General features: G+C 39.8%; 13 protein-coding genes. 9 read left to right on the plus strand and 4 right to left on the minus strand.

Annotated elements, in window-relative coordinates:
- Positions 1-87: 87 nt before the first annotated feature.
- Complete coding sequence (locus tag DESACI_RS07970) at positions 88-456, minus strand: hypothetical protein (RefSeq protein WP_014826675.1); 369 nt, start codon at positions 454-456, stop codon at positions 88-90.
- Between the two features lie 279 nt (positions 457-735).
- Positions 736-1,539, minus strand: coding sequence for an N-acyl homoserine lactonase family protein (locus DESACI_RS07975; RefSeq protein ID WP_014826676.1), 804 nt, complete (start codon positions 1,537-1,539; stop codon positions 736-738).
- 362 nt (positions 1,540-1,901) lie between these two features.
- Between DESACI_RS07975 and DESACI_RS07980 the strand changes: the two genes are divergently transcribed.
- The 7 genes from DESACI_RS07980 (at position 1,902) to DESACI_RS08010 (ending at position 8,740) form a co-directional block, all read left to right on the plus strand.
- A complete protein-coding gene (locus DESACI_RS07980; protein WP_014826677.1) occupies positions 1,902-3,338 on the plus strand; it encodes a sigma-54 interaction domain-containing protein in 1,437 nt (478 codons plus the stop codon).
- A gap of 529 nt (positions 3,339-3,867) precedes the next feature.
- The gene (locus DESACI_RS07985) at positions 3,868-5,166 is read left to right on the plus strand and encodes an acetyl-CoA hydrolase/transferase family protein (RefSeq protein ID WP_014826678.1); all 1,299 of its coding nucleotides are present in this window, start codon (positions 3,868-3,870) and stop codon (positions 5,164-5,166) included.
- A gap of 72 nt (positions 5,167-5,238) precedes the next feature.
- On the plus strand, positions 5,239-6,696 hold the full coding sequence (locus DESACI_RS07990; RefSeq protein WP_014826679.1) for a 4-hydroxyphenylacetate 3-hydroxylase family protein: 1,458 nt from the start codon (positions 5,239-5,241) through the stop codon (positions 6,694-6,696).
- A 158-nt stretch (positions 6,697-6,854) separates the two neighbouring features.
- Positions 6,855-7,115: a hypothetical protein gene (locus tag DESACI_RS07995; protein WP_014826680.1), complete on the plus strand. Its 261-nt coding sequence runs from the start codon at positions 6,855-6,857 to the stop codon at positions 7,113-7,115.
- Positions 7,116-7,342: 227 nt separating this feature from the next.
- Positions 7,343-7,543 (plus strand): helix-turn-helix transcriptional regulator, encoded by a 201-nt coding sequence (locus DESACI_RS08000; RefSeq protein ID WP_014826681.1) that lies wholly within the window; start codon positions 7,343-7,345, stop codon positions 7,541-7,543.
- Positions 7,540-7,998, plus strand: a complete 459-nt coding sequence (locus tag DESACI_RS08005) for a DUF6773 family protein (RefSeq protein ID WP_014826682.1) — start codon at positions 7,540-7,542, stop codon at positions 7,996-7,998. The genes DESACI_RS08000 and DESACI_RS08005 overlap by 4 nt, the downstream gene beginning before the upstream one ends.
- 403 nt (positions 7,999-8,401) lie before the next feature.
- Entirely contained in the window at positions 8,402-8,740 is a 339-nt protein-coding gene (locus DESACI_RS08010) for a P-II family nitrogen regulator (RefSeq protein ID WP_014826683.1), read from the plus strand.
- Positions 8,741-8,764: 24 nt separating this feature from the next.
- Here DESACI_RS08010 and DESACI_RS08015 read toward each other — a convergent pair whose 3' ends face one another.
- Complete coding sequence (locus tag DESACI_RS08015) at positions 8,765-9,727, minus strand: DMT family transporter (RefSeq protein ID WP_014826684.1); 963 nt, start codon at positions 9,725-9,727, stop codon at positions 8,765-8,767.
- 483 nt (positions 9,728-10,210) lie between these two features.
- Between DESACI_RS08015 and DESACI_RS08020 the strand changes: the two genes are divergently transcribed.
- Both DESACI_RS08020 and DESACI_RS08025 read left to right on the plus strand, forming a co-directional pair.
- Positions 10,211-10,786, plus strand: a complete 576-nt coding sequence (locus DESACI_RS08020) for a nitroreductase family protein (protein WP_014826685.1) — start codon at positions 10,211-10,213, stop codon at positions 10,784-10,786.
- A 262-nt stretch (positions 10,787-11,048) separates the two neighbouring features.
- Positions 11,049-11,423 (plus strand): hypothetical protein, encoded by a 375-nt coding sequence (locus tag DESACI_RS08025; protein WP_014826686.1) that lies wholly within the window; start codon positions 11,049-11,051, stop codon positions 11,421-11,423.
- A 300-nt stretch (positions 11,424-11,723) separates the two neighbouring features.
- On the opposite strand, the gene DESACI_RS08030 is transcribed toward DESACI_RS08025, so the two are convergent.
- Complete coding sequence (locus DESACI_RS08030; protein ID WP_014826687.1) at positions 11,724-12,632, minus strand: phosphatidylserine decarboxylase; 909 nt, start codon at positions 12,630-12,632, stop codon at positions 11,724-11,726.
- Positions 12,633-12,646: the final 14 nt, after the last annotated feature.

The following is a 12,646-nucleotide window of genomic DNA, read 5'->3' on the forward strand; positions in this document are numbered from 1 at the left end:
GAAGACTCTCATTCTCTATAGATGGCGAGATGAATCGCCGCCTCTGAAATTGTGCAGGTGCATGGATGAATACTTTGTGATGGAATTCTAAACTAAACCACCGTTATCTTTAACAAATTGGATGGCCCTATCAAATTTCGATTCATCAACAATAGCAGCAACAAGTACATCCCGGCCGGATACAGAATCTTGACCTCCGTCACTCATCCCACTGGCGCTGACATCCGCAGAAGCTAATACTCCGGTATCCCGATCTGAACTTGCCCCTAAAATTAATGCCGCTTGGCTGGGTTGATCACCGGTTGTAGGATCATTGATGAAATCAGCGCTGCCGTGCGGATATTTACTAAACCGGTCTACCTGGATATCGGTTACTCCTAAACCTTTAATTTGTTCGGCAGCTTTTTTAGCCTCTTCCGAAGTTTTAAAAAAGGCAAGAATGTTTTTTTCAGTCATACTTATTCCTCCTTTGACATCTGTTTTAAAGTTTCCAGCAATCTTATATTCTATTCTTTAATTCTTTACCACCGAATGTCAGCCTGCGCTGTCGTGTGTCGATAGCTGATTATACTTATGCTTGGGAAACTCGGGAAGGACAGGAAGAATAAAGTATGTATTTTTGGGTCGCAAAGCGTTTTTGGAATGATGCCTGAGGGGCTATCGCCGCACTGATCGGAAACTAAGCCAACCTATCAAAATCGGAGGTTGGCTCAGTGGAGGTTTAGGGTGAACAATTTATTCGTAAAATTCAGGGGCTTTTTTCATAGTATTAAAAAATTCCATATCATGAGAAAACATGACCTTCGCATTATATTTCTTGGCGTAACTTCGAACTTTTTCGATAGATTTGAAGAATGCTATGCTGTCATAGACAATGCCGGAAGCTTTGGCAGGAGGTCCATAATTCCGCCGGTCATACAAAGCATCTTGAGGGAAAATGAGAGTTCCTTCCTTTTCCAGATGAACTATCAATCCTAATATCCCAGGCGTATGTCCCGGCAGTGAAATTAGTTCGACTCCAGGGACCAACTCGAAATCATCTTCAACGAGATGATATTGTTTTACCGGTACTTCCAGATCGGCTTTTACATAGGCCCCGTGGGCCGCAGGGTCTTGGCTTAAATGGACCAGTGTTTGGCCATACACAAAATCCTGACGGTGAACATAGACGTTTGCATGCTTAAATAAGTGCATATTCCCGGCATGATCAAGATGGAGATGAGAAACGACGACTGTTTTAATATCTTCGGGCCTGGTTCCCGTCAAGGCAAGTTGCTTAACAAAGTCCTGCGATTTTTCAGCAAAGAACGGAAAAACACTGGCCAGACCGGTAGGCCAATACCCATTCATGGCATCAGGGTGGCATCCTAAGTCGTACAAGATCTTACCTTGCGGATGATCAATTAAAACGGCGTAAACAGGTATTTTGATCCAATTGACCTGAGGAGTTTTATTACTTAAAGAACCGAGAACCGTTTGAGCAACCATCCAATTCTCATCGCATTCTAACCATCCGGTATTAAGAACGTAAACTTTCATCTTTTCATCCTCCAATTCTAATAAATTAAGGAGTCTCCGCTCAGTACTTATAAAATAGGCTAAATATTCCCTCCTTGTCCAATAATTTGATTAAATATATTTCTTAAGTTTTAACTGATTGCAAGAAATATGCCAATGAACTTGTTCAGTCCGAGCTGAATCTCGGATCTTCGGCGGACTCAACTTCTATCGAAGAAATCGAAGGAGTAATTCCTAGTTATAGAAAGACATATATTTACAGAAATAATTGAAAATTAAGTAAACTTAGATTAAAATTATACGTAGTAAGCCATTGAACACTAAAGTATTGGTGCAAAAGCATAGCTGGTTGCACCATTCATATTGATATAGGAGGGATTGCCTTGCCACAAGAAAGTATTAGGGATAGTCTCAGTAATAACGTGGTTGTGTTTCCCTTGCGGTCTACTGAAAAACGTTTTGCTGTTACTGAAGGTTCGGCAGTACCGAAATACAAAGGGGATTATTCAACATTTAAGGATGGGCTGGAAGGTTTTCAGCACAATGATAAGATTGGAATCTATATAACGGACGGACAAGGATATACCTTAGGCGTTAATAGTACATATGAGAAATTAACGGGAATAAAGATAACAGAAATACAAGGCAAACACATGAGCAAACTTGTCAAAGATGGTTTATTTGACCGCTCGGTAACCTTAATGGTACTTCAATCCGGTAAAGCAGAGACCATAAGTCAGCAGATTATAAGAACGAATCAGATGGTCTGTGCAACAGGTAACCCTATTTTCAATGATTTCGGTGAAATTATTAACGTAATGACAACGGTTCGTCCTTTGGGAAAGGGCATAATTCAATCAGAAAATTATGATCCCTGCCTTATCGAAGGAGTTGGATCAGTAATAGCCCAAAGCCAAATAATGCGGGATTTGTTGAAAAAAGCCATTCATTTAGCTAATTTTGAATCAAATATTTTAATTGAAGGCCCTACCGGAGCCGGAAAAGAAGTAATAGCTAAGACCTTGCATTATTCAGGTTTGCGAAAAAACGGTCCTTTCATTAAGGTTAATATGTCTGCTTTGCCGGAAGATTTAGTTGAGTCGGAGCTATTTGGTTACGAAGGCGGAGCCTTTACAGGAGCGAAAAAGCAGGGTAAAGAAGGTCTCATAAAAGCTGCACATCACGGAACATTGTTTTTAGACGAAATTGGGGAGATGCCTAAAAACTTGCAAGTTAAGCTCCTTAGGGTGTTACAGGAACGGGAATTAACCCCTTTAGGGTCTACTCGTCCCATTCCTGTGGATTGCCGGGTAATCGCAGCAACAAACAGAAATTTGCAGCAGTCTGTTAGGGAAGGGACATTTCGTGAGGATCTCTTTTACCGGCTAAATGTGATTTATTTACGAATTCCGGGATTGAGCGAACGACCGGAGGATGTTATAGCGTTAGCAACCCATTTCGTTTCTGAAATGGGAAATCGGTTAAAGGTATCAAAGACTCTGACAAATTCAGCTTTAAGAGCCTTAACTAGTTATTCATGGCCTGGGAATGTGCGTGAACTTCAGAACCTAATTGAGCGTCTGATCGTTTTGCATCCTGGCAACCTTATTTCAGAAACACACATTTCAGAGTTTTTGGGAATTAATCTTGATAGAATGTCGTTGACAACCTTAATGGAAAGAAGTGTTGTCAATCTGGAACGAAAACTCATTTTAGAGGCTATTAAAGCGGCTAACGGGGATAAAGCGGAGGCAGCTAAGGCCCTAGGAATTCATCGCACGACTCTTTCTCGAAAAATGCAACGATATGGTTTGTTATAGGAAACAGTTTATATAAAAAAGCAAATCCGCTGAAAGGCGGATTTTTTTACTATTAGACATCCGTGCCGTTCAGCGGCATCACTGATGAATGAAAATTGCTCAGAGTGTGCAAAGCTGCACTCATGATAAGTAAAGTGTGCAACTTTGCACGGATTTTCAGCTTGTACTATCAGATAATATAAACTTCGGTTGTTATGTTCCTCTGGGTAAGTGAAATTTAACAGCCGCCGGTCAAGACGATAAGCGGACGAGCTTATCGCCACACTGAGACTCATGACGCATACTCCCGCAGTGTGGATTGACCGAGTGTCTCTGGAGCCAAGGATGGCGAGAAGAGACCGCTGGTCATGGACGACCGAGTGTCTCTGGAGCCAAGGATGGCGAGAAGAGACCGCTGGCCTGGTGGCACGGTTTATGCAATAAATCAAATAAGAAAGTTTAAGTCAAACCGGTTTAAGACGGGAGGCTCTTAATGCGAATTAAGTGTAATTTCATTGGCAGCAGATAAACCGGAGATTGGAGGGTATTCATGAAATGGCAGACAGTTTACGACGGGAGAATCAAGGAGGCGGCTGAAGCTGTCCGTATTATCAAATCAGGTCAAAGAGTGGTTATAGGTCATGCCTGTGGTGAACCACAGGCCCTTGTGGAAGCTATGGCAGAAAGAAAAAGTGAACTTCAATCGGTGGAAATCGTTCACATGGTGGCTATGGGGAAAGCCTCGTATTGCCTCCCGGAGATGGAGGGGCATTTTCGGCATAATTCCTTGTTTGTGGGAGGGACCTCTCGCAAAGCAGTTAATGAAGGACGAGCTGATTTTACCCCAGTATTTTTTTCCGAAATACCGTCACTGTTTAGAGATGGATACCTTCCGCCGGATGTAGCTTTAGTTCAGATGTCACCGCCCGATCAAAGCGGCTTTTGCAGTCTAGGTGTTTCCGTAGATTATACCCTGCAAGCGCTTCGTTCGGCCCATACAGTTATTGCCCAAGTTAATCATTTCATGCCCAGAACATTGGGGGATTCCTTTGTCCATGTCAGCGAATTGGACATTATTGTGCCTTTTGACGAGCCGCTGATAGAATTACCAAAGCCTCAAATTAGCCAAGTCGAAGAAAACATCGGCCGGTTTGTAGCCGGATTAGTGCCGGACGGAGCAACGTTACAATTAGGGATCGGTGCTATACCGGATGCAGTTTTGCGTTTTTTGACAAACAAGAATGATTTAGGTATTCACAGTGAAATGTTTTCCGATGGAGTAGTGAATTTGTATGAGATGGGGGTTATTAACAACAAGGCCAAAACACTTCACCCGGGAAAAATGCTGGCTACTTTTCTCATGGGGACTCGAGTCTTATATGATTTTGTGAATGATAATCCTGTGGTTGAAATGCATTCCGTAGATTATACAAATAATCCCTATATCATTGGCCGGAATGAGCGGCTTACGTCGATTAATTCTGCTCTTCAGGTTGATCTCTGCGGTCAGGTCTGCGCAGATTCTATCGGTTATCGTCAATACAGCGCAGTAGGAGGACAGGTTGACTTTGTCAGGGGAGCACGATTGTCATGTGGAGGGAAATCCATCATCGCTTTACCATCAACCGCTGCAAATGGTAAGATCTCCAGAATCGCTATTCATCTGGATGAAGGGGCAGCCGTGACGACCAGTCGGAATGATGTGGATTACATCGTCACTGAATACGGAATTGCGAGCCTAAGAGGAAAAACAATTCGTGAAAGGGCTAACGCTTTAATTGAGATTGCACATCCCCAATTCCATGAGGAGCTGAAAGTCCAGGCTAAGAAAAATGGCATCCCTCTCTAGAAACTGGCGATTTCAATTTTCCAAAATATCACGCTCGTTAAGTATGAATTATTATAAAAGGAGGAGTTTTTTATGAAAACAGCCGCTGAGTATGAAGAAAGCCTTAGGAAACTTAATTTAAAGGTTTACCTGCAAGGTGAACTGGTTGAAAATCCCGTCGATCACCCTATCATCAGACCCTCGATGAACTCAGTCAAAGCAACCTATGCTTTAGCTGAAGATCCATTGTATCAGGATTTAATGACTGCTGCCTCCCATCTTACAGGTAAGAAGATTAATCGCTTCTGCCATTTGCATCAAAATACCGATGATCTGATCAAAAAGGTCAAGATGCAGCGTCTCTTGGGACAAAAAACGGCGGCGTGTTTCCAACGCTGTGTGGGGATGGATGCCATTAATGCTGTGGACAGTGTAACGTTTGAAATAGATCAAACGTTGGGTACAAACTATCATGAGCGATTTATTAAATTTTTAACTAAAATGCAGGAAGAGGATTGGACAGTTGATGGAGCTATGACTGATCCCAAAGGGGATCGTGGTTTATTCCCCAGTCAACAAGCAGACCCTGATCTTTATGTCCGTGTTGTTGAAAAAAGTGATCGTGGGATTATCGTTCGAGGGGCTAAAGCTCATCAAACGGGAGCTTTGAATTCACATTGGATCCTGGTGATGCCTACCAGTACAATGCGCAAAGAAGACGCAGACTACGCCGTTTCCTTTGCCGCTCCTGCGGATGCAGAAGGAATATTTTATATCTATGGCCGCCAGTCTTGTGATACGCGCAAACTGGAAGGCGGAGATATTGATGTTGGGAATAAGCAGTTCGGAGGACATGAAGCCCTCATGGTTTTTGATGATGTATTTATTCCTTGGGAAAATGTTTTCATGTGCGGTGAGTATGATTTTAGTGGAGTCTTGGTGGAACGCTTTGCTGGGTATCATCGCCAAAGCTATGGAGGCTGTAAAGTTGGTGTTGGTGATGTGCTTATTGGAGCTGCAGCGCTTGCAGCAGATTATAATGGAGCCTCCAAAGCTTCTCATGTCAAGGATAAACTCATAGAAATGACGCATCTTAATGAAACTTTGTATGCCTGTGGAATTGCTTGTTCAGCTGAAGGTCACAAAACTGCCTCAGGTACTTATTTGATTAATATGCTGTTAGCTAATGTGACGAAACAAAATGTTACACGTTATCCTTATGAAATAGCTCGCTTGGCTGAGGATATAGCCGGAGGGTTAATGGTGACCATGCCTTCGGAAAAAGATTTGCGTCATCCGGAAATTGGCAAGGTCGTTGACAAATATCTACGCGGAGCCAATTCTGTACCTACTGAAAATCGAATGCGCATTTTGCGTTTAATAGAAAATATTACGTTAGGTACGGCTGCAGTCGGTTATCGGACGGAATCAATGCATGGGGCCGGTTCTCCGCAGGCCCAGCGTATTATGATATCTCGCCAGGGCAATCTGGAACAAAAAAAGGAGTTAGCTAAGGCAATTGCCGGAATTGGCAAGAAGAAGGAGGGTTAATTAGGTACTATTAGAACAATCGTAAAAAGTAAATTTGTTTCTTAAGCGATTATTTTAATACGATTATTTACAAAAAATATCCTAAAATAGAAAAGATCGGTGTCAATAATATGTTAAGTAAGCAGATAAGCATTAATTTTTGTGGCGGTTGCAATCCAATGATCAACCGCCTCGTAATATCCCAAGAAGTTGAAAGTCTTCTTTCCCCTCTAGGCATTAAGGTGATTTATAATAGTTTTGAGAGCGATTTAATTATCTATTTAAGCGGGTGCTCCTCGAATTGCGCTCAAAAGTATAGTAGTGTCAATTCGCCTTGTATTATCGTCACTTCGGCCGGTGTCAATGCCATTGCCGTCGAAGAAGATAAAATCGTTACAGAAATAATAACCAGAATAAAACGATTTTATGAAGTGGTGTAAACTAGAGTTTGAACAAGCTTTTTTTGCACTATCAGTTTAAATCAAAGAAGAACATGTTAAGTGAGACTTTTGAGCGGTTTTGCTGCTCGGACGTAAATACTTAACGTGTTCTTTTTTAATTTTTCCCGAGTTGTCCAATGTGTGGATAGGATCAATAACAAAAAGCAAAATATAGTTTACATTAGGAGTAGTATATTGTATAATATGCAATATAGGGGGGATGAGAATTGAAGAATCTGAAATTGAAGGCCGCAAGAGCCGGATTGGATATGTCCCAAGAACAGTTAGCCGAGTCGGTGGGGGTAACAAGGCAGACCATCGGTATGATCGAGGCTGGAAAATTCAATCCATCATTACAGTTGTGTATTGCAATTTGCAAAGTATTGGGAAAAACCCTAAATGATATTTTTTGGGAGGTAGAATCATGAGAGATGAAAGAGTTGAACAAGCCAAAAATAAAATAAGAAGTGAAATTGCAGTCATTATCTATATCGCCATAGCTGTATCATTTATAGTAAAAAGATTCTATTTGAATATGAGTTTGGAGGAATGCATTACAGAATATTTGATTTTAATCTTTTTTTCGGTGTATGAAGTCATAAGAATGAATATGTTGAAGGTAAGTCTCTTCAATGTTTACCCTAAGCGTGGAAACCGGCAATTAATGATTGTAATGATTGTCGCGTTTTTAATAGTAGCATTGGCAGCCTTTGCTTTTCCTTTAACAAAAGGGTCAACCGTAAAGTTTTCATATGGCTCAATAGTTCCAGTGATGATTTTTTTAGTTTTTTTTGTTGGTATATCTTTAATTGCCAGGAAATATCATCAAGACAGAGCCATTAAGTACGAAAAAGAATTTGATGATAATGAACCTGAAGAATAATATCCTTTCTGAAGGGAGCGACAGTTTTTTGTAATACTATTTTTCATAATTGCCTGGTTAAAAGGGAGGCAGATTTAATTTCATGAATCTTGTATGCATGTTTAGAAACTGTTTACTTGATATATACAAATTGATAATATACAAGTAAACGCGTTAAACATTATGTAAGCAAAGCAAAGGTGCTTTGAGGGAATTTTTCTCTCCGAGCACCTTTGCTTTTTGAAGGTTCAATATAAAGATATAGTATTCTGGTAAAACTGAGTGAACATGGTCACGTAAAGCCAAATCTCGGGGCTTTGGTGGGAGACTCTAGCCCCACGGAAGAAATAAAAGGAGTAACCCCCACTTATAGAAGTAGGGGTCTTGGCTGGGGGTAAATTAAGAAGAGTAAGAGGCGACAGAGATGAAAAAAGTGGAAGCAATCATTCGTCCGGAGAAGTTAGATGAAGTAAAGGAAGCACTCAGCAAGAATTGGATTAATCGCTTGACAAATAGTCATGTTTTTGGAAGCGGTAATCAAAGAGGGTATATTAAAGTATATAGAAATGTAGAGTTTAATGCGTACTTTATTCCTAAAATGAAAGTCGAGGTTGTGGTCAGGGATGAGGACGTTGACAGGGTTGTAGAAATAATTACCGAAATGAGCAGAACAGGGATAATTGGTGATGGCAAAATAGTAATAGCGGCTGTTGAAGATGCAGTAGCAATTAGAACCGGCAACAAGGGAGAAAGAGGATTATAAGGGAGAACGGCCGGTCTTTAGCTCTTACAATTGCTTTTGCTTTCTGAGCTGATAAGCTACCAATTCAAAATTAATGATAACAATAGCAAGAAGAGTTATTCCCCCGCCGACAAGTTGGATAGGTAAAACGCTTTCTCTTAATATGAGGTAACCACTGAGTACTCCCACCACAGGGATCAGATTTAGATAGATCGTAGTCAGAGCGACATCTAAGCGTTTCAAGGCATAAGTATACAATACGTATCCTGCAACGGAACAAAAAACTGCCAGAAACAAGAGATTTCCTAAGACCGTCAGAGAAAAGGGCCTCCATTCTTTATACTCAAAGAGTGACAATGGGATAAAACATAAAGTGCCAAAAAAAGTTTGGTATGTTGTTAAAAATAATCCTGAATATTTCTTTTGCAGGGACTTATTGACTAAAGTAAAAAAGGCCCAAGACAGCATCGCACAAAGCATTAAAATGTTGCCTAAGAAGTGGCCGGAATTCAGATCAACTTTTCCATTTGCTGTAACTGCAAGATAGGATCCTCCTATGGCAATAAAAACTCCCGCTATTTTCATGATGGATAGCTTACTGTGAAAAAACAAAATGTCGAGCATGATTGTAATAATGGGTACCACTGAGACTATCAGTGATGCATTTGTTGCAGAGGATAATTTGACTCCATAATTTTCAAACAGGAAATAAATAGTAATGCCGAAAACTCCGCCCAAAAACATTTTTGGCAGATCGGATTTATCCAGCCTTGCCTGGGGTTCAACTCTACGGAGAATAATCCCAAGTATTATGGAAGCCAGTGCAAAACGGATAAGTGCCATCGTTATGGGAGGGATTTCAACAACGGTTATCTTGATGCTTACATAAGAAATGCCCCAAAAAATAATTACGGCCAACATGGCCAAATTGGCATAAAACTGTTCACTATAAAGAACAGAGGGCAATCTCCTTCTTACCGTTACTTCGTTACTTAAATCACATTTCATAGCAATTCCCCTGTTCTTCAGATAATAACTGTTGAGGATTATATTCGGAAATTTATCGTCTATTATACATAATATTAGATACTGGGGCAATAATCAATGGTATGAGTACGTGTGTAAAAGATGGGCTGGGGGCCTTTCACTTTTTGAGCTTGTAAAAGTTCCTAAATAAAACAAATGCAGTCATAGACCTGAGTATGATAATTAGGTAAAAAGGAGACCCTTTATATTGTAAAAAGCTAATATAATGATATAATAATTATTAAATAGTATAGAAATTAAAATAGGGAAAACGAAATAAGAAATACGAAGTAAATGCCCAAATGCCCGATACATATTATCAGCCAATCCAGTAAATGCGCTTTTAGGCAAAACTACAACTATCTCCATGAATTGCCCAAGAAAGGCTAAGGCAAACTAAGACTAATTAGCCGTTAATAAACTAATAAACTCAACCGGAAGAAAGTCGTTAAGGGGAGGATACGAATGTCAAGAAAATTTGATTATGAAATTATGTCTGAGATAAAAGAACGATGGTCGCCCAGGGCATTTGATAGTAAGAAGGTTTCCAGAGATGAGATCATGTCGCTGCTTGAGGCAGCAAGATTTGCACCTTCTTGTTTTAATGAACAGCCATGGCGATTTATTATTGCCGATGAGGAAAAAACACTGCAAAAAATGCTAAGCATTTTAGCACCGACGAATCAGGAATGGGCCAATAAAGCTCCGGTGTTAATTCTCATTGCATCGAAAAGGACTTTTACTTTAAACGGGAAAGAAAATTACTGGCATATGTTTGATGCTGGAACTGCATGGGGATATTTCTCCCTGGAAGCCCAAAGACGTGGGCTTATTACTCATGCTATGGGTGGTTTTAATCGCGAAAAGGCCCGGGAAGAATTTAATGTACCAGATGATTACACAATTATTACAGTTATAGCATTAGGATATTACGGACAAAAAGGTGACTTGAGTGAGGATTTGCAAAGTCGAGAACATCCTGAAGATAGAATGAAAATCTCCAGACTTATATTGGAAGATAATTTGAATTCTGCAAAATAGCTTCTTAAACAAACTAACGTATGTTTCAATTTGATTCTTATAATTTAGCGGATATTTCGATAGAAAAGCCACGCAGTCCTTATTTTTCAGCTGCCTGGCTTTTTTCGTTAGAATTTAATTTCCTCTGTACTATATTTGAATATTGTGATAATCTTGATTTATGAGAATAATTTAATTATATGACATAAAGTGGCAGCAAGGATGGCAGACGTAGATATCACAAGGTTAAAAGCACAAGAGCAAATTATAGGGAAGGTGTAATATGAAACAGCGAATTACTACTGATCAACTTCAGCAACTCAGTATGGAACAGCGAAACAAACTCAAAGAATGGTGGATGCCGTCGTTTGGAGATTTATTTGTTTTCGAAGAATATTGCGATGAGAATTTATTTGATTCCGAGGATGAAATCAACATAAATTTTTTCAATGCAAAGATCAAACCCTATAGTCTCCCCTTACTTACGATTGGTCAATGTTTTAGTTTATTGGAACCCTATAGACCGAACCTTCAAAAGGATCATGTTCAAGAAGATTTATGGACTTTAGAAATAAAAATTGACAATAAGTCGGAGACAATTATAAAACGAGATCTTATAGATGCTCTATTTGAAGCGATAAAATTAATTCTTGTCTAAAAGTTATCCTCAGTAAAGGCTCCCACTTCTCTAAGTGGGGGTTACTTGTTTCTCAAGTAGTATCAGCCTTTGGTGCTATCTGCTTCTCTGCTGCTGTGCGGCTGAGGGAGACACTGGCCAGGGAAGTATATATTTTTGTCAGAATATCGGTTATTTTTGTAAAAACAAGTAAAATATTGTTTAACAAATTCTTCATAGACAGTCTATGGAAGCATTTTTAGATAACGATTATAATGAATATATATGAAATTTCGTTCGTTACGATTACGTAACAACGTCTTTCATTTCCTCTCCCTCTTCTTAACCCCTCCTTGAGAGGGGGATTTTTTTATATCCGATTCTTTCTCCCAGTAAGACAGAGCTTTCGATACCCCGCTTAGTTTGTTCAATGATATCCTCATCGATGCTTACTTGATCTGACTCGAAAAATAGGATTACCGTGGAACCCCCAAATTTGAAATAGCCCTTTTCATCTCCGCGGTTTACCGTTGTTTGGGGGGTGTAGGTTTGAACAATTGAACCCACACAGGTTGCGCCAACTTCTACATATAATACATCAGCAAAATTGTTTGAGTGGAAAATGGTCCACTCTCTTTTGTTTTCACAAAAGAGCTTTTTAACCTTTTGGAGGGCAATCGGATTGACAGAGTAGTAGGCACCTTTTATTTTAATTGTGTTCTCACAAGTGCCGCTGTCTATAAAGTGAAAACGGTGATAATCGGTGGGACAGAGTCTTAAAATCAAACAAGTACCATTGGTGAATTTCTCGGCGATTTGATCGTTATTGATCAATTCTCTGAGGCTATAGGTAAAACCTTTGACCTGAACCAGTTTCTCTAGATCTATAGTTTCGTAAGCTAAGAGCTTCCCATCTCCAAAAGAAATAAGCGATAGGTCATCCTTATCTATTGGACGGGCTTGAGGCTTCAATTTGCGATAAAAAAAGTCATTAAAGGACGAAAAATCACGAAGTCCTTTTTCGGTTAGCGATAAATCTATGTTAAAATTAGAAACGAAAGAACTGATTTTTCTCCTGCTGATTCTTCTGGTTAAGTACCAACCATATAAGCTGGAAAATATTCTTCTTTTAATAATAAGTTCTAACAGACTTAAACCTATAGGGGAGGAGTAGGTCCAATTCAGAACTTTATCTCCGGCTACCTGTTCAATTTCATAAGATTTATTGTTCCGATTATAATATTTAATCAATTATATCAACTCCT

This window comes from Desulfosporosinus acidiphilus SJ4, from assembly GCF_000255115.2.
GTDB classification, from domain to species: domain Bacteria; phylum Bacillota; class Desulfitobacteriia; order Desulfitobacteriales; family Desulfitobacteriaceae; genus Desulfosporosinus; species Desulfosporosinus acidiphilus.

Excerpts from the sequence above, each read along its gene's own strand:
- DESACI_RS08020 (WP_014826685.1), top strand. The coding sequence starts at position 10,211 with ATGTCAAGAAAATTTGATTATGAAATTATGTCTGAGATAAAAGAACGA.
- DESACI_RS08005 (WP_014826682.1), top strand. The coding sequence starts at position 7,540 with ATGAGAGATGAAAGAGTTGAACAAGCCAAAAATAAAATAAGAAGTGAA.
- DESACI_RS07995 (WP_014826680.1), top strand. The coding sequence starts at position 6,855 with ATGATCAACCGCCTCGTAATATCCCAAGAAGTTGAAAGTCTTCTTTCC.
- DESACI_RS07985 (WP_014826678.1), top strand. The coding sequence starts at position 3,868 with ATGAAATGGCAGACAGTTTACGACGGGAGAATCAAGGAGGCGGCTGAA.
- DESACI_RS07970 (WP_014826675.1), bottom strand. The coding sequence starts at position 456 with ATGACTGAAAAAAACATTCTTGCCTTTTTTAAAACTTCGGAAGAGGCT.
- DESACI_RS08015 (WP_014826684.1), bottom strand. The coding sequence starts at position 9,727 with ATGAAATGTGATTTAAGTAACGAAGTAACGGTAAGAAGGAGATTGCCC.
- DESACI_RS08010 (WP_014826683.1), top strand. The coding sequence starts at position 8,402 with ATGAAAAAAGTGGAAGCAATCATTCGTCCGGAGAAGTTAGATGAAGTA.
- DESACI_RS07975 (WP_014826676.1), bottom strand. The coding sequence starts at position 1,539 with ATGAAAGTTTACGTTCTTAATACCGGATGGTTAGAATGCGATGAGAAT.
- DESACI_RS07990 (WP_014826679.1), top strand. The coding sequence starts at position 5,239 with ATGAAAACAGCCGCTGAGTATGAAGAAAGCCTTAGGAAACTTAATTTA.
- DESACI_RS08025 (WP_014826686.1), top strand. The coding sequence starts at position 11,049 with ATGAAACAGCGAATTACTACTGATCAACTTCAGCAACTCAGTATGGAA.